The 15,665-nt window shown below is 59.1% G+C and carries 17 protein-coding genes and 1 pseudogene; 12 read left to right on the forward strand and 6 right to left on the reverse strand.

Going from position 1 to position 15,665, the window contains the following annotated elements; all coding sequences use genetic code 11:
- Positions 1-211: 211 nt before the first annotated feature.
- Entirely contained in the window at positions 212-700 is a 489-nt protein-coding gene (locus V7650_RS01090; protein WP_335654390.1) for a hypothetical protein, read from the forward strand.
- Between the two features lie 56 nt (positions 701-756).
- Here the strand turns inward: V7650_RS01090 and V7650_RS01095 are convergent, their stop codons facing one another.
- On the reverse strand, positions 757-1,857 hold the full coding sequence (locus V7650_RS01095) for a helix-turn-helix transcriptional regulator (RefSeq protein WP_335654391.1): 1,101 nt from the start codon (positions 1,855-1,857) through the stop codon (positions 757-759).
- Between the two features lie 71 nt (positions 1,858-1,928).
- Between V7650_RS01095 and cysD the strand changes: the two genes are divergently transcribed.
- The 3 genes from cysD to V7650_RS01110 are packed head-to-tail and all read left to right on the forward strand — an operon-like array spanning position 1,929 to position 5,520.
- The gene (gene cysD / locus V7650_RS01100) at positions 1,929-2,855 is read left to right on the forward strand and encodes a sulfate adenylyltransferase subunit CysD (protein ID WP_335654392.1); all 927 of its coding nucleotides are present in this window, start codon (positions 1,929-1,931) and stop codon (positions 2,853-2,855) included.
- Positions 2,855-4,780, forward strand: coding sequence for a sulfate adenylyltransferase subunit CysN (gene cysN / locus V7650_RS01105; RefSeq protein WP_335654393.1), 1,926 nt, complete (start codon positions 2,855-2,857; stop codon positions 4,778-4,780). The genes cysD and cysN overlap by 1 nt, the downstream gene beginning before the upstream one ends.
- Before the next feature lie 8 nt (positions 4,781-4,788).
- On the forward strand, positions 4,789-5,520 hold the full coding sequence (locus V7650_RS01110; protein ID WP_335654394.1) for a 3'(2'),5'-bisphosphate nucleotidase CysQ: 732 nt from the start codon (positions 4,789-4,791) through the stop codon (positions 5,518-5,520).
- Between the two features lie 78 nt (positions 5,521-5,598).
- On the opposite strand, the gene V7650_RS01115 is transcribed toward V7650_RS01110, so the two are convergent.
- The gene (locus V7650_RS01115; RefSeq protein ID WP_335654395.1) at positions 5,599-5,760 is read right to left on the reverse strand and encodes a hypothetical protein; all 162 of its coding nucleotides are present in this window, start codon (positions 5,758-5,760) and stop codon (positions 5,599-5,601) included.
- 223 nt (positions 5,761-5,983) lie between these two features.
- Here V7650_RS01115 and V7650_RS01120 point away from each other — a divergent pair, with 223 nt between their 5' ends.
- From V7650_RS01120 to V7650_RS01145, 6 genes are all read left to right on the forward strand, one after another.
- Complete coding sequence (locus V7650_RS01120; RefSeq protein WP_335654396.1) at positions 5,984-6,499, forward strand: helix-turn-helix transcriptional regulator; 516 nt, start codon at positions 5,984-5,986, stop codon at positions 6,497-6,499.
- A gap of 63 nt (positions 6,500-6,562) precedes the next feature.
- The gene (locus V7650_RS01125; RefSeq protein WP_335654397.1) at positions 6,563-6,895 is read left to right on the forward strand and encodes a hypothetical protein; all 333 of its coding nucleotides are present in this window, start codon (positions 6,563-6,565) and stop codon (positions 6,893-6,895) included.
- Positions 6,896-6,940: 45 nt separating this feature from the next.
- Complete coding sequence (locus V7650_RS01130; RefSeq protein ID WP_335654398.1) at positions 6,941-7,381, forward strand: hypothetical protein; 441 nt, start codon at positions 6,941-6,943, stop codon at positions 7,379-7,381.
- An 89-nt stretch (positions 7,382-7,470) separates the two neighbouring features.
- On the forward strand, positions 7,471-7,950 hold the full coding sequence (locus tag V7650_RS01135; protein ID WP_335654399.1) for a JAB domain-containing protein: 480 nt from the start codon (positions 7,471-7,473) through the stop codon (positions 7,948-7,950).
- Positions 7,951-8,369: 419 nt separating this feature from the next.
- Positions 8,370-8,966 carry a hypothetical protein gene (locus tag V7650_RS01140; RefSeq protein ID WP_335654400.1) on the forward strand — a complete coding sequence of 199 codons (597 nt, stop codon included), beginning with the start codon at positions 8,370-8,372 and terminating at the stop codon, positions 8,964-8,966.
- Positions 8,967-9,100: 134 nt separating this feature from the next.
- Positions 9,101-9,400 (forward strand): hypothetical protein, encoded by a 300-nt coding sequence (locus V7650_RS01145; protein WP_335654401.1) that lies wholly within the window; start codon positions 9,101-9,103, stop codon positions 9,398-9,400.
- Between the two features lie 50 nt (positions 9,401-9,450).
- On the opposite strand, the gene V7650_RS01150 is transcribed toward V7650_RS01145, so the two are convergent.
- Positions 9,451-9,600 (reverse strand): hypothetical protein, encoded by a 150-nt coding sequence (locus tag V7650_RS01150; protein ID WP_335654402.1) that lies wholly within the window; start codon positions 9,598-9,600, stop codon positions 9,451-9,453.
- Positions 9,601-9,951: 351 nt separating this feature from the next.
- Between V7650_RS01150 and sthA the strand changes: the two genes are divergently transcribed.
- Together sthA and V7650_RS01160 are read left to right on the forward strand one after the other, a co-directional pair.
- Positions 9,952-11,373 (forward strand): Si-specific NAD(P)(+) transhydrogenase, encoded by a 1,422-nt coding sequence (sthA, locus tag V7650_RS01155; protein ID WP_335654403.1) that lies wholly within the window; start codon positions 9,952-9,954, stop codon positions 11,371-11,373.
- 1 nt (position 11,374) lies between these two features.
- Positions 11,375-12,484, forward strand: coding sequence for a GGDEF domain-containing protein (locus V7650_RS01160; protein WP_335654404.1), 1,110 nt, complete (start codon positions 11,375-11,377; stop codon positions 12,482-12,484).
- A 484-nt stretch (positions 12,485-12,968) separates the two neighbouring features.
- Here V7650_RS01160 and V7650_RS01165 read toward each other — a convergent pair.
- From V7650_RS01165 to V7650_RS01175, 3 genes and pseudogenes are all read right to left on the reverse strand, one after another.
- A pseudogene (locus tag V7650_RS01165) lies at positions 12,969-13,814 on the reverse strand (flagellar motor protein MotB); the annotation flags it as partial.
- A 3-nt stretch (positions 13,815-13,817) separates the two neighbouring features.
- Complete coding sequence (gene motA, locus V7650_RS01170; protein ID WP_335654405.1) at positions 13,818-14,681, reverse strand: flagellar motor stator protein MotA; 864 nt, start codon at positions 14,679-14,681, stop codon at positions 13,818-13,820.
- Between the two features lie 136 nt (positions 14,682-14,817).
- The gene (locus V7650_RS01175) at positions 14,818-15,663 is read right to left on the reverse strand and encodes a flagellin (RefSeq protein ID WP_335654406.1); all 846 of its coding nucleotides are present in this window, start codon (positions 15,661-15,663) and stop codon (positions 14,818-14,820) included.
- Between the last annotated feature and the right edge of the window lie 2 nt (positions 15,664-15,665).

A 15,665-nucleotide genomic window follows, 5' to 3' on the forward strand; every position in this document is an offset into this window, starting at 1 on the left:
GTTACCGTTTTGCAGATACAGGTTGTCCTTTCCGTCCCCGGGGCGCTCCCGGGAGGTTGACGATGCCGAAGGCCTCGAATGGTCGGTAGGGCGATCGACCGGGATGCAGGCAGGTTTGCGGCGCAGGCATCTGTATCTCGCCGCTGTTGACTTGTCCAAGCAGGGCGGTACCATCCCAAACAGGACATTTACCTTATGAATGGAAAAAATAATGAACGTCATCTTGCGCCTAATTGCCGGCCTGCTTCTGACGGCTTTGCTGCCGCTCGCCGCTCAGGCTGCCGACGATCCCTTTCTCGGCGCTTGGCAACTCGATATTGAGCGATCGACTATCGCAGACAACCCCGGCGTCAAGAGCAAGCAGTTCGTGTTTGCGCCCAGTGCCGACGGGGTGCTGATCACCGAAACGCTGGAACTAATGTCGGAAGACGGAAAGAAGCACGTCTCGCAAATTCCCTATTCCTATGGCCAGGTCACGCCGCAGGCCGGCCCCGGTATCGACGGGTTGCTGGTGGTGAAGGCTGACAGCCACACCGCTTATTGGACCGCTCTGGGGAGTGGCAAGGTCCTGTCGCAGATGCAGGTCGTCGTCTCGAGCGAAGGTACACAGATGACCTTCCGCTATCTCTGGGCCGCGGGAGATCCCACGGGCAGCCGGTTCAATGATCGATATGTCTATGTACCCGTGACCGAGGGGTGACGCGCCGATAGTCCGGTGGTGCCTGACCCGGCAGGATGATGTTCGATCCTACCGGTTCAGGTCAGGGCGACGATACTGGCCAGGATCAGCCGGACCAGATCGGCCTGCCCGCGGGTGCCGGTCTTGGCGTAGATTCGTTTCGAATAGAGCCGCGCGGTTTCGAGGGTGAGGCCAAGCAGGCCGGCGGCTTCCCGAATGGTGACGCCGCGGCTGATGTGGAGCGCGAGCCGCGCTTCCTGAATCGTGAGGCCGAAGAGATTGGCCAGATGCTGGCTGCGTTCGACGCTGCTGGAGCGCTCGCCGTGGACAAAGGCGACCGCCAGCGGCTTGAGGGCGCCGGGCAGGTCGACCGGCGGGGTGGTCAGCAGCATGTCGAGCCAGGGTTCGTCGGAGAGATGGACCGTGCGCACCGCGCTTTCGCCCGCTTGCCGCATCTGCAGAAATTTGCGCAGGATGCCCTGTGCGTCGGGACTCTCCGCGATCAGCCGGCCGTCGGGGGATTTTCGCAGCGTCCGGGCCTCCTGCACGAAGGCTTCCGCCTGTTCGCTCATGTCGATGATGCGGCCTGCGGCATCAAGCATGAACCAGCCGAAGTTGAGCCGCATGATGGCGTCGGCGGATATGCCGGCCTTGAGCCGCTGGCGCTCCAATTCGGAATAGGTGCCTGCGGCGATCGCGAGATGCCCGGCCAGCGCGCCGAGCAGCGCGCCGTCGCTGGCGGAAAAGTCGCTCTGTTTTCGCCCCAGGGAGATCCAGATCTGACCGCCATTGGGCTCTGCCACCCGCATATTGCGGGCGTAGCGGATATCTGCGTCCTGTAGGAACAGGGCCCTGAACCGGCTTTGCCGGGGGTCGTTCGGATCGAGAAACTCGTCCAGCGAATAGACGCGGTTGAGCCGCATCGCCTTGTGGGGCAGGGCAGCAGCCAGCCCTAACTCCTCCTGGTAGATATCGTTGAGGTCGGCCGACTGCTGGGGCAGAGCGGGTATCCGGACGGATTGCAGCCAGTCATGATCGCCCTGAAAGAACAGCCGCGCATAGTCGGCCGCGGTTCTGCGGCGCAGCTGTTCCAGGAAATCCTCCCAAGGGGGCGCCCCGAGGGTACCGCGGTGGAGCGCGGCGATAAGATCATGTTCCTCGCCAAGAATGACTGCCATTTCCCGTCTATATCCCATATGGGAACTACGCGCCAGTCGGAATCCTCTAATAGAGCGGGGAATGATCAGGAATGGAACGACACGTGACCCGCATATTGACCCATCTCGAGCGGCTTGAGGCCGAGGCCATCCACATCATGCGCGAAGTGATGGCGGATGCCCAGAAGCCGGTGATGATGTACAGCGTCGGCAAGGACAGCGCGGTGCTGCTGCATCTGGCGAAGAAGGCCTTCTACCCGTCGCCGCCGCCGTTTCCGTTGCTGCACGTCGATACCACCTGGAAATTCAGGGACATGTATGCGCTGCGCGAAAAGGCCGCGGCGGAGGCCGGCATGGAACTGATCGTCCATCACAATGCCGAGGCGAAGGAGCGCGGGATCAATCCGTTCGATCATGGCCCGCTGCACACCGACATGTGGAAGACGGAAGGACTGAAGCAGGCGCTGGACCTGTACGGCTTTGATGTTGCCTTTGGCGGCGCTCGCCGCGACGAGGAAAAGAGCCGCGCGAAGGAGCGGGTATTCTCCTTCCGGACCGCCAGCCACGGCTGGGACCCGAAGAACCAGCGGCCCGAACTGTGGAATCTCTACAATGCCAAAAAGGCAAAGGGCGAAAGCATCCGGGTGTTCCCGATCAGCAACTGGACCGAGCTCGATATCTGGCAATATATCATGGCCGAGAATATCGAGATCGTGCCGCTCTATTTTGCCGCGCCGCGGCCGACCTATGTCCACGAAGGCGGGCTGTTCATGGCGGATGACCCGGAACGGCTGGAACAGGTCATGGGCTACAGGCCCGAGATCAGCACGCGCTCGATCCGGTTCCGGACGCTGGGCTGCTTTCCGCTGACCGGTGCAGTCGAGAGCACGGCGTCGACGCTGTCGGAGGTTGTCCAGGAAATGCTGCTGACCACCACCAGCGAACGTCAGGGCCGGGTCATCGACAAGGATGAAGGCGGGGCCGGGATGGAGAAGAAGAAGCAGGAGGGCTATTTCTGATGACCGAGCAGACCGTCAAGGCATCCAGCTACGAAACCGAAGCGCTGATCTCCGAGGATATCGACGCCTATCTGTCGCACCACCAGAACAAGGAGCTTCTCCGCTTCATCACCTGCGGCAGTGTCGACGACGGCAAGAGCACGCTGATCGGACGGCTGCTCTACGACAGCAAGATGATTTTCGAGGACCAGCTGGCGGCACTGGAGGCGGACAGCAGGAAGTCGGGAACCCAGGGGCAGGAGATTGATTTCGCCCTGCTGGTCGACGGTCTGGCGGCGGAGCGGGAGCAGGGCATCACCATTGACGTCGCCTATCGGTTCTTCTCGACGGAAAAGCGCAAGTTCATCGTCGCCGACACGCCGGGACACGAGCAATATACGCGGAACATGGTCACCGGCGCGTCCACCGCCGACGCCGCGATCATCTTGGTCGACGCTCGCAAGGGAATATTGGTGCAGACCCGGCGGCATTCCTACCTGGCGCATCTGCTGGGGATCAAAAACCTGATCCTGGCGGTCAACAAGATGGATCTGGTCGATTTCAGCGAGGAGGTGTTCGAGACGATCGTCGCCGACTATCGCGCCTTTGCCGAGGGCATCGGTATCAAGAGCTTTACCGCGATCCCGATTTCCGGGTTCCGCGGCGATAATATCACCACGGCACCATCGGCCAATACCGGCTGGTATGAGGGTCCGGCACTGATTGCGCATCTCGAGAATATCGAGATCGCGGCGACCGCGGCGCAGGACCGGCCGTTCCGCATGCCGGTGCAGTGGGTCAACCGGCCCAATCTCGATTTTCGCGGCTTTTCCGGTCTGGTCGCGGGGGGCTCCGTCAAACCCGGCGATCCGGTGCGGATCGTGCCGTCGGGCAAGAACAGCAGGGTCAAGGATATCGTTACGCTCGATGGCAAGCTCGATGAAGCGGTGGCCGGCCAATCGGTAACGATCACCCTGGAGGACGAAGTCGACTGTTCGCGCGGCGATGTCATCGCGGCGGCAGGGGCTCCGCCAGAGGTCTCTGACCAGTTCGAGGCCACCATCGTTTGGATGAGCGAGGAGGCGTTGAAGCCTGGGCGTGGCTACTGGCTCAAGCTGGCGACGCAGACTGTGAGTGCTTCGGTTCAGGAGCCGAAATACGAGATTAACGTCAACACGATGGAGCATCTTGCTGCCAAGACCTTGGAACTGAATGCGATCGGCGTTGCCGAAGTGCGCACCGACAAGCCGGTCGTGTTCGAAGCCTACGGCGACAATCCGGAGCTTGGCGGCTTCATCCTGGTCGACAAGCTCAGCAATGCCACGGTGGCCGCCGGCATGCTGCATTTCAGCCTGCGGCGGGCGTCCAATGTCCATTGGCAGCCGACAACCATATCGCGCGAGGAACATGCGCTGCTGAAAAACCAGACACCACGGGTGCTCTGGTTCACCGGGCTCTCCGGGTCGGGCAAATCGACGATCGCGAACGAGGTCGAGAAGCTGCTCAACCTGATGAACCGGCACACGTTCCTGCTTGACGGGGACAATGTGCGGCACGGCCTGAACAAGGATCTCGGCTTTACCGAGGCCGACCGGATCGAGAACATCCGCCGGGTCGGCGAGGTCGCGAAACTGATGTCTGATGCCGGGCTGATCGTGCTGACCGCCTTCATCAGCCCGTTCCGGGCCGAGCGCAGGATGGTCCGCGAGATGCTGCCGGACACGGAATTTATCGAGATATTCGTCGATACGCCGCTGGCGGTTGCCGAACAGCGCGATGTGAAGGGGCTCTACAAGAAGGCCCGCAGCGGCCAGCTGAAGAATTTCACCGGGATAGATTCCCCTTATGAATCACCGGAGAGTCCGGAAATCCGGGTCAATACGGTGGAGATGACCCCGGTCGAGGCCGCCGAATATATTGTCCGTCAAATCATGCCGCTGAAATGAGTGAAACCATGACCGACGCCCAGCTTGCGGCCCATCTTGCAACCGTTGCCGGGCGCCTTCTGCTCGGCGTCCGGGACAGCGGCGTTTTTGACGGCAAGGCGCTTGGCAAGGCCGGCGACAAGACCGCGAACGAGTTTCTGGTTCACGCCTTGCGCCATCAGCGCCCCGAAGACGGCCTGCTGTCAGAGGAAAGCAAGGATACCAAAGAACGGCTGACCAAGTCGCGTGTCTGGATCATCGATCCGGTCGACGGCACCCGGGAGTTTGGCGAGGGACGGTCGGACTGGGCGGTCCATGTGGCACTGGCGATCGACGGTGTTGCGTCCGTCGGAGCGGTTGCATTGCCCGGTCTGGACGGCGGGATCGTGCTGCGGAGCGACGGGACCGGCAGCCTTCCCGATCGGGACGGGCCGCCGCGTCTTGTCGTCAGCCGTACCCGCCCCGCCGCGGAAGCGATTTCGGTCGCCAACCGGCTTGGAGGCGAACTGGTTCCGATGGGGTCCGCAGGGGCCAAGGCGATGGCTGTGGTGCGAGGGGAGGCGGAGATCTATCTCCATTCCGGCGGCCAGTATGAATGGGACAGCTGCGCCCCGGTCGCGGTGGCATCGGCACATGGATTGCACTGTTCGCGGCTTGACGGATCCCCGTTGCTGTATAATCAGGGCGATACCTATGTGCCGGATCTGCTGATTTGTCGGAAGGATTGGAAGGTTAGAGTGTTTGACGCGCTAAAGGACTGACTTCGTCAGACAATCGCGGATTTCCTTAAAAAAATATTTATATTACAAGTACTTAAATGTATTTAATTGGGGCTGGCGCTAGCTGGAACAGCTGTCATCCATTTTATCGGACAGTATTTCGAGCGCCTCGGCGATCTTCAATGCCGCCAGCGAAAGTTGCAGATTGTCGAGTTCTGCCAATATGCCTTCCAGCGGGCCGATGACCTCGTTCTTCAGATTTCGTTTGGCGCTGTCAGTCATGATTCCAATTTCCTAGCAAATGATAGTCAACGATTTTTTTCCGGACAGTCCTGGTTCAAACGGGCAATTCTTCGTTAACGGGCGATAGGGATGAATGTTAAACATGCGGCGGCAATGGGTTCTGGGTCCCGCGCTGGGTTGGGAGGCAGGCGGAGGCTGCCGAGCCAGTTGCGTTCACTCTGCGGGAACGATATGAGCAAGCAGAATTTATGGGACATTAATCGTGGACGAAAGCGATCTTGAGGTATCGCGCGTAGCCAAGTTGACCGCAAAGCAACGCGAATGCCTGCACTTGGTGGTGCTGCGAAAATCCTCCAAGGAAATAGCGAGGATTCTGGGAATATCCAAACCGGCCGTCGACCAGCGGCTGATCAGTGCCCGTCGCGTTCTTGAGGCGTCTACGCGAGACGAAGCCGCCCTGATCTATGCCCGGGCTTCCGGCACCTATGACCGGATATTATATGATCCGGCAGGTGTTCCCTTCCACGATGAAAACGGGGCAGAACAGCAGCAGGACGAGGCGGCAGATTCGTTCATCCTGGAAGAAGTTTCCAATCCCTATGACTTCGCAACCGGGCATGATCGCGATGTTTGGCCCCAAATCCTGAAAGATACAGGGGGACACTGGGGTGCTGCGCAGCGAATTGCGATCATTGTCGTTTTGACGATTGGTATCCTGGCGATCGTTTTGATCGGACTGTCCGTCTCCCAGTCTCTTTCCAGTCTTGTGGCAAACTAACCGGCCATCAGACTCAATTAGATGGATGCACAATGCATCCGCGATTTGCGGAAGGGAGAAGTCATGTCTTATAAAATCAGAATTGCCTGCGACCGGATCAAGCGCGATGTCCCTGAGACGGAAACGTCGATTGATGTCGCGCTGATCTCCGTGTCGCACTTGATGGCTACGCTATTGGAGGCGCGCATCGATACGGGCCTTCCCGCTGGTACCGGTCAGGCTGCGGTGCGCCGTCTGGCCAAAGCACAAATGGCGCTGGTCGAAGCGAGCACAGATGTGCTGAGGGTGCACGGAGAACTCAGGAAGGTCGGGCAGGCGGTCGCCGGCCTTGATTTGCACGAGGATTGCCCGCCGGCTCAGGCGTGCGCCAGCACCCATGTCCTGCATGTGGCCTGAGCGATCTCGGTTGACTGTGATGCCCGCGACTGGTCCATATAGGACATGCGGACGTCCATCTTCCTTCTCCTGCTCGCGATCAGCTGCGTCTATGCGATCTCTCGAGGAGGGGCGCCGGAGCGATGGGTTGCTGCCATCATCATTGGCATGGGCGCGCTGGACCCGCTTGTTCATGTCGTTACACCTCTGGAATATGCCAAGGTGGACCCCGGGCATCTGTTTATCGATCTGGCGGGATGGCTTGGCTTCCTTTGCGTCGCGCTTCGGGCAAACCGGTTCTGGCCGTTATGGGTAGCCGCGCTGCAGACAATCGCATTGGTGGCACACATGGCAAAACTGCTGGACGTAACGATCCAGCCAAAAGCCTATATGATCATGCAAATAGCATCCTCCTATCCCTTACTGGTCGTGCTGATGATTGGAACATTCTGCCACCGCAAGAGATTGAAGACCATCGGGACCGAGAGGTCCTGGCGCAATTCCTAGCCATCATCGCCCCGAACGAGGCGCAGCACCTTTCCAGCGCGCTGCTGTCGGAATTCGGTTCGATAGGACGTATATTGGGGGAATCCGCCATGTCTCTTGACCGCATTCTGTCCGGGCAAGAGGAGGTCGTCAAATTGCTGCAGGCAACGGAACGGCTGATGCTGGCCCGGCTGCTCACAGATATTCCCCGCAAGCTGGTGGCGGGTACCGATCAGCGGCTTGTTCAATATTTGCAGGCGCGCATCGGGTCCCGGTCCACCGAGACCATGCGGATATTATTTCTGGATGGCGCAAACCGGCTGATGGGGGATGAGGAATTTGGAGACGGTTCTCCCCGGCGGATACTGGTGCAGCCCCGATCCATCGTGAAGCGCGCTCTGGAGCTCGATGCGAGCGGGATCATTCTCGCCCACAATCATCCAGGCGGCAATCCCGAACCGAGCAGGAAGGATGTCCAATTTACCCAATCCCTGAAATCGGCATGCCAGCAACTGGATATCCGCCTGCAGGACCATATCATCATCTCCGGCAACCGTTGGGCGAGCTTGAGGAAGCTGGGATTGTTGTGACCTAGGGCAGGGACCAGCACCGTACGCCGGGATTGCGTGGTCGAACCAGCCAATATGCCAGAATATATATCCCGAAGATGCGGCGGGGAAGATGGGAACAGATGCCATTGTCGCAGTTCTGGAACGCCGGGGTGCCCGGAAAGCTTGCCCGGCCAAGAATTAGTCAAAACCGGTTGCGATGGCCGGTCGAATGGTCAATATTCGGTCGCTGTTATATGGAACAACATCACTCCCTGGAGCAATCCGGACAGATTTGCGTGACCCGGATAACGGACATAATTGTCCGGCGCGAAGATTTCCGTGGGCGGCAGGCCAGCGGTGACGATTTCCACAATAACTGGTTGTCACCTGCCGTTTACTGACCCAGTAGGCAACAGAGATGTTTGCGCCCGGAAGAGCGCTCGGCTTTGGGAATTACTATGGAATTTACCTATAAAGAGATTCAGGAGATTCTCTCGCAGAAGCATGATATCGCCAAGACCAGCATTACGGCGTTTCGCGGCAGGATCCAGCACATGCAGCGGCAGGGATTTCCGACAGGGATCAATACCGGCAAGGGCCGGCCGGCTTCCTACACATGGCGCGAGCTGTTGCTCCTGGCTCTGGCGTTCGAATATCTAGAAATCGGCTCGACTCCGGACCGGGCCATCGCCGAAATCATCAAGCTGGAAGACATGCTTCTCGCTGGGGTCGCGAAAGTGATCCTGGCCGACAAGGAATCCGGTGGCAGCGATCAGGGCAGTCACTTTCTTTTTGCCGAACTGTCCGCGCTGCTGACGCTGAAATCCGAGGAGAGCTGGTATCAGCAATGCAAGATCCTGTCGTTCCGGGAGATCAGCCAGATCTTGTCTTCCGAAGGCAATGATGCGTTCCGATCGCCTTATGCGATCATTGACCTGCGCCAGTTTCTGGGCGGAATATTCATGAGCGTCATGAATGTCTGCGGTCTCAATAACCAGATCATGGCCCAGGACATAAAATTATGGGCTTCGCGCCAATTGTCGGTGGCACATTAGCACACCGTGATTGCGGTAAGCATCCCAGTTCCTCAAGCTGACCAAATCACTCTCGCCGGTTAATAGCCATTGTTTTTGACCGTCCCTGACTCCGAGGTCCTGTTTTCAGGCCAGCCGGAGGAGTGTGGTCTATCGTGCCGTTTCGTGAACAGGGGGCCGAGGGCGGCAGACGCATCGTGGTCGCCTCTGCGCTTGCGATGCTGTTGTGCAGTCCCGCCGGGGGAGCGGAGTCGACAACCGGCAGCGGCGGCGGTTCCGCGATGACCCAGGCAAGAGCCGTTATCCGTGATGGCATCGAACTGCGGCAAGAGGGAGGGACGCTCTCCCCCGCTCCGGCCATGACAGCGGCGTTGCAGGTCAATGTCGTGCCGTGCGATCCGGAAATGCGGAAAATCCGCGCGGATTGCGTTCTTCTTGTCTATGAAATCCAGTAGCCGATATTATGGCAACCCGTGTCCTTGCGTTTGGGTCGGGTGCTGATCCGTCAGCTATCGGGCGCGCCGGATTCCGGCGCGGATTCCTCAATATCCTTAAGGATTTGAATGGCTTCCTCAACCTTGATCGCCGGCACAGCCAGTTCATTGTCGTCCAGGAAACCGAGAACCTTTTCCAGTTTGTCGATCAACTTTTGCACGGCAATATTCTCCTTTCCCACGCGTCGCGACGTTGCATGGCCAGAAATTTGCGGGTTGAAATCATCTCATCTCCTCCCGGGTTTGCCAAATGACTGCTGTCATGATCTGCTTGGAGCAACCCATTAGGATTAAACGATTATATGTACAATAGTAACGACCCGTATTTATACACGGTCTGCCATGTGTATCATCTTGTAAACCATTTGGACAGAGGCGGTTAAAAATCCGGCGCCAGAGCCGGATTTCCTGCTTGTGGCGGCGCAATCCGCCCCCATGCCCGACGATTGCCGCGGGTTGCACATTAATAATTGTTTTCCTGACCGTTAACCACAGTGTGAAGGAGCCAAGCTATGGCCAAATATGATTATGACTTCGTGGTGATCGGAGGCGGGCCGGCCGGTCGTCGAGCTGCGATCCAGGCGTCCAAGCTAGGAAAGTCGGTGGCCGTGGTCGATGACCAGAAGCTGATCGGCGGCGTGTCGGTGCATACCGGAACACTGCCATCAAAAACGATCCGGGAGTCGGTCATGTCCGTGACCGGCTGGCGCGACCAGCATTTCAAGTCCCGGCAGCATCGCAATGGCATAAAGCTGATGCAGGATTCCATCAATTCGCGGCTGTCGACCACATTGGGCGACGAGGTCGAGGTCATTGACAGCCAGCTTGCGCGCAACAATGTCGCGATCCTGAAAGGCAAGGCGAAATTCTGCGGCACGCACAAGCTTGCTATCCAGCAGAATTTCCAGGGCAAGAAGACCATTTTTTCGGTCACCGCAGAAAAATTCCTGATCGCCGTCGGGACCAAGCCGTTCCGACCGAAAAGCATCCCGTTCAACGGCACCACCGTTATCGATAGCGACAGCGTGGCCGCCAACCTGCCGATGCCGAAAAGCATCACCGTCGTGGGGGGCGGAGTGATCGGGCTCGAATATGCCACGATTTTCTCGACCCTGGAAATCCCGGTAACGGTGGTGGAGGCGCGGGAGCGGATTCTGGAGTTTATCGACCGGGACATCATCGCCAATTTCGTTCAGCAGCTGTCCGACCGGGGCATCAATCTCCGGCTCGGCCGAACCATCGACAGGATTTCCCTGAACAAGCAGGGTCACCCGACGATCATTCTTGACGATGGCCGGCAAGTCCAGTCCGAAATGCTGCTGTTCACCGCTGGCCGGGTCGGCGCCGTCGACAGTCTCGGACTGGAAAAAGTGGGCATCGCGTGCGACAGCCGCGGCCGGCTGGAGGTCGACAGGCAAAGCCTGCAGACCAGCCAGCCGCATATCTATGCCGCCGGCGACATCATCGGTTTTCCGGCGCTGGCCTCCACCTCGATGGAGCAGGGGCGGCAGGCCGCCTGCCACGCCTTTGGTGCTCCCATCCAGAATTCGGGCAACAGCTTTCCGCTCGGCATCTATGCCATTCCCGAGATTGCCAGCATCGGCCTGTCGGAGGAAGAGGCGCGGGCCAAGGGGTTCCAGGTGGAAATCGGGATAGCCCGCTTCCAGGAAACCTCACGCGGCCATATCCTGGGCAATTGCAAGGGCATGCTCAAGTGCATTTTCGATTTGCACGCGCGCACGTTGCTGGGCGTGCATATCGTCGGCGAGGGCGCGACGGAGCTGATTCACATCGGTCAGGCGGTTATCAACCTGAACGGCGGGATCGACTATCTTTCGGACAATGTCTTCAATTTTCCGACGCTGGCGGAGGCCTACAAGGTCGCCGCGCTGGATGCCTATAACCGTATGCCGAAACCAAGACTGCGAGCCTGACATGAAAATCCATATCAAGAACATCTGGCACTCCTACATGGGTGACAAGGACGGCGGCGACGTCTGCCCCGTCTGCACCGAGGTCGAGGGCCAGCGCTCGCCGATGTACGAGATCGGCAATTTTCTGGTTCGCCACAATCTTGCGATCAATCCGAAAAACCTGGAACAGAGCTGGGAATATGTCTGCGGCACCAACAAGGAGCTGAAGGCGGAGCTGGATCGCGCCTCCTCGGCGGCGAAGCTCGACAATGAATCGGCGCTTGCGATCTACGACAAATATCTGAACGACGATATCAACGGCCGGATCGGGAAGATATTCGAGGAGGCCGTCGAGCATATCCACAATTCGTCAATGATCATCAAGGCCGGCAATGACAATGCGATCAAGCACGAGACGCAGCTGATCGAACAGGCGGATGACATCCGCGGCGGCAAGACTTCGCTTGAGCACTCGATCGAGAAGCTGCTGGGCCTGTCCCGCCTGATGGTGGAATCCACGCGCGAGAACCGCGAGCAGATATCGGAAACCAACAAGAAGCTGGCCACGCTGCAAAGGGAGCTCGAGGTGGCCCGCAGCGAGGCTGACCATGACAAGCTGACGCGTCTGCCGAACCGGCGGAAATTCGACCGGGTGCTGGACGCCGCGCTGCAGCGGCACAAGGATCAGCAGCAGCCCTTTGTGCTCGCCTTTGTCGATATCGACCATTTCAAGCGGATCAATGACACGTTCGGCCATGATTGCGGCGATCGGGTGCTCAGGATGATCGCCGACCAGCTGTCCGAGCTGTCCGACAACCGCTGCCACATATCCCGCTACGGCGGAGAGGAATTTGCGATATTGTTCGAGGATAGCGAGCTCGACCCGGTGTTTCGCAAGCTCGACCAGTGCCGGGCAGCGCTGGCCGAGAAATCGCTGGTGGACGTGGGATCGGGCAAGCCGATGGGGCGGATCACCTTTTCCGCCGGCATGACCCAGTGCCTGAATTCGGACGCGAAGACCTCGGTGCTGCGAAAGGCCGATCTGGCGCTCTACAGCGCCAAGTCGGAAGGCCGGAACATGATCTGCGTCTATTCTCCCGATGTCGATAGCGACGAGCAGGCGATGGGCTAGACGCCCCGCCCCGGAACGGGGCTTCCCTCAAATATTTCCCAAGGGCACCCCGGCGCGACCGCGGTGTTTCTGTATGGGGGCACGAGATCCGCCCGAGAACGGGTGCCGACCTTCGGCTGGCAGAGCTGGCCGGGGCGATCGGTGAGGGGCGTTCTTCCGCGACTAGCACGAAGACGCCTGGCTCAAGTCGGCTTTCAAGATTGTCGGGGAGATGGGGTAGGACGATAAAGACCGCCCTACCCAAACCTGAAGAAGCGCATACCAGGTGCACTACGTTCACCCAGACTGTGGCCTGCGGGGGCTGAACAGTCTCGGTAGAAAGTTTTCAACCTTTCTGCGTCAACCTATCGGAATCCCGGCTGCGAAGATCAAATAGTATCCCCACCATTTTGGCTTTATGGGACCCTATTATATCCATTTTGGTGCGAATGTCGCCCCACGGCCAGCGGATATGCGCGGCTGCTATCGTCCTTCAGCGGCGCTTCAAGGTGATGGAAATGCGCCGGTTTCTGTCATCCATGCGGTCTTCCGGATTATAGGGCTCGGTATCGGCGACGCCCTCGATGCGGGTCACCCGGGAATTGACGACGCCCTGTTCGACCAGTTCCCTGCGCGTCGCCTCTGCGCGCGCCGAGGACAGCATCCAGTTGTTCATGTTCTTGCCGCTGGCATAGGGCAGGCTGTCGGTATGGCCCCGGATGACCAGCTGGTTGTCGACCGAATCCAGTATCCTAGCCACTTCGCCGATCAGCACCCGGGCCTTTGGATTGAGATTGTCGGTGGCCAGGGCGAACATGCTGAAATTGGCTTCGTCGATGAGATCGATCCGCAGGCCCTCGACGGTATCGGTAAAGCGGATATTCTTCAGCAGCGCGAGCTTCGACGGATCCTTCTTGATCCGGTCGCGGATGCGCTTCTCGAATTCCTTGGCGTCGATTTTCGGCCGGCTTTTGTCATCCTTGCCTTTTTCGTCCTGGGTGCCCGTGGCGTCGCGCGGTATGGTCATCGACCGGGTTCCGGTTTGCGAGGCCCTGTGCGGATAATTGTCCTTGGATGTCAGGGAGTCGCCGCCGAACATGCCGTTTGACCCGGCGCTGCCTTGCCGCATTTCGACGAGGGTTGGCGCAAAATAGTCGGCAAGGGCCTTGCGCTGCTTCTCGTTGGTCGCGCCGAGCAGCCACATCAGCAGGAAAAAGGCCATCATCGCGGTCACGAAGTCGGCATAGGCGACCTTCCAGGCGCCGCCATGGTGACCCGCATGGGCCTCCATGATGATCTTTTTGACGATGATCGGGGGCTGGTTGGAACCGGCGTCGGCCTTTTTTGCCATTGGTCAGCGCGCCCTTATCGCATCAAACACGTCGGCGAAGCTCGGCTGGTTGGCGTGCTGCAGGCTGGTCCGCGCCGCCTCGATGATCAGCGGCTGCGGATGGCCGTGGAGGCTGGCGATGATGATCTGTTTGGCAACCTGGTAGATGGTCGCGTCGCTTTCGATCACCGATCGCGCGCGTTGTGCCATCGGACCGGCAAAACCGTAGGCGAGCAACACGCCGAGGAAGGTGCCGACAAGCGCAGAGCCGATCATGCCGCCCAATATGGCAGGCGGCTGATCGATCGCGCCCATTGTCTTGACCACGCCGAGAACCGCGGCGACGATGCCCAGCGCCGGCAGCGCGTCCGCCAGGCCCTGCAGATTGTCTGCCGGGGCGATCGCTTCGTGGTGGTGGGTCTTGATGCTCTGGTCCATCACGTCCTCGACGGCATAGGGATCCAGCGTGCCCGACGAGACGACCACCAGTCGCAGGCTGTCGGAGATGAGATGGACCAGCGTCTCGTCTTTCAGCAGCTTGGGATATTCGCTGAAGATCGGCGAGGCCTTTGGATCCTCGATATGCGGTTCGAGGGCCACCGGCCCTTCGCTCTTCAAAATCTTGGTCAGCTTGGAAACCAGCAGGATGCAATCCATGAAGTCCTGTTTGGCATAGGTCGGGCCCTTGAACACTTTCCCGAAGCCCCCCAGTAGCGCTTTCAGCTGAGCGCCGGAGTTGCCGATGATCAGCGCGCCTACCGCAGAGCCGCCGATTATGCCCATTTCGATCGGCAGGGCGTGCAATACCACGCCCATGTCTCCTCCAGACAGCGTGAAAACGCCGAAGACCATGACGAGCAGAACAACAATACCAATACCGGCAAACATATATCAATTCCCCATCGACGGCTTCCGAGTGTTAGGTTCCTCCTCGCTTCGGCTGAGAGGGGACCCGGACATTATGATGATAAACGGAGGATCCGGCATTTGGTTAAGGGCCGAATAACGCTGAATCCATAATCCGCTAGCCGATCAGCTGAATGAGCGAGGTGCTTGCTGATTTGGCGTAAAGTCTCTGCGCCGCTTCCAGATTGACCAGCAAGGACTGGAACCGGGTAACCGCCTCCGCGACATCGGTGCTTTCCAGCACGGATTGCCGTTCCGTCGAAGTCAGCTGCGATCGCTGAAGCCTGTCTTCCTGCTGATCGAGCCGGTTTACCATGACGCCCTGACTCGCGATCAGGCTGGAAAAATGGGTGATCATGGATCCCGCCCGCTCGAGCTGCTGTGCCCGGTCTGCCGCGGTGCCAGTGCCGACCGCCGAGATCATCTCTGCCATGATCGTGTCGAGATCAAGAGGGCCGCCCGCGACATTGATGGATTGCGCCACCGTCTGCAGGTTGGGCGATGGCGTGACCAGAACATTGGTATCGATGCGCATCTGGATCGGGTCACCCGCATGAAAGAGATTTCCGCCATAGCTGTCCTGCGCCTGGGTAAGCTGGTTGAACTGGTCGCGCAGGCCTTGCAGCTCGATCGCAATGACTGCGCGATCCTGGGGCGAAATTGTTTCGTTGTTGGCGAGGATGACGAGTTCGCGTGCGCGCGTGACGCCGTTGGCAATTGCATCGAGCGATGATTCTGCCTGCTGCGCCATGATGCGCGCTCGCCCAATGTTGTTGAGCCATGAATCCTCGATGGCCGCCTTGCGTCCCAGGCTGGATATTTCCAGCCAGCTGGATGGGGCTTCGGACGGGCGACTGAAGCTTTTTCCGCTGGCAATCGTCTCCTGCGTCTTGCCGATGAGTGCCGACAGTTCGGATTGAATCTGTATGCTGTCATTGGGACGGGTTCTGTTGATCGATTCCATGG

Source organism: Parasphingorhabdus sp. (genome assembly GCF_036964565.1).
Classification (GTDB): domain Bacteria; phylum Pseudomonadota; class Alphaproteobacteria; order Sphingomonadales; family Sphingomonadaceae; genus Parasphingorhabdus.

Coding starts and splice junctions, on each gene's coding strand:
- V7650_RS01090 (WP_335654390.1), top strand. CDS start 212: ATGAACGTCATCTTGCGCCTAATTGCCGGCCTGCTTCTGACGGCTTTG.
- V7650_RS01095 (WP_335654391.1), bottom strand. CDS start 1,857: ATGGCAGTCATTCTTGGCGAGGAACATGATCTTATCGCCGCGCTCCAC.
- cysD (WP_335654392.1), top strand. CDS start 1,929: ATGGAACGACACGTGACCCGCATATTGACCCATCTCGAGCGGCTTGAG.
- cysN (WP_335654393.1), top strand. CDS start 2,855: ATGACCGAGCAGACCGTCAAGGCATCCAGCTACGAAACCGAAGCGCTG.
- V7650_RS01110 (WP_335654394.1), top strand. CDS start 4,789: ATGACCGACGCCCAGCTTGCGGCCCATCTTGCAACCGTTGCCGGGCGC.
- V7650_RS01115 (WP_335654395.1), bottom strand. CDS start 5,760: ATGACTGACAGCGCCAAACGAAATCTGAAGAACGAGGTCATCGGCCCG.
- V7650_RS01125 (WP_335654397.1), top strand. CDS start 6,563: ATGTCTTATAAAATCAGAATTGCCTGCGACCGGATCAAGCGCGATGTC.
- V7650_RS01130 (WP_335654398.1), top strand. CDS start 6,941: ATGCGGACGTCCATCTTCCTTCTCCTGCTCGCGATCAGCTGCGTCTAT.
- V7650_RS01135 (WP_335654399.1), top strand. CDS start 7,471: ATGTCTCTTGACCGCATTCTGTCCGGGCAAGAGGAGGTCGTCAAATTG.
- V7650_RS01140 (WP_335654400.1), top strand. CDS start 8,370: ATGGAATTTACCTATAAAGAGATTCAGGAGATTCTCTCGCAGAAGCAT.
- sthA (WP_335654403.1), top strand. CDS start 9,952: ATGGCCAAATATGATTATGACTTCGTGGTGATCGGAGGCGGGCCGGCC.
- V7650_RS01160 (WP_335654404.1), top strand. CDS start 11,375: ATGAAAATCCATATCAAGAACATCTGGCACTCCTACATGGGTGACAAG.
- motA (WP_335654405.1), bottom strand. CDS start 14,681: ATGTTTGCCGGTATTGGTATTGTTGTTCTGCTCGTCATGGTCTTCGGC.
- V7650_RS01175 (WP_335654406.1), bottom strand. CDS start 15,663: ATGGAATCGATCAACAGAACCCGTCCCAATGACAGCATACAGATTCAA.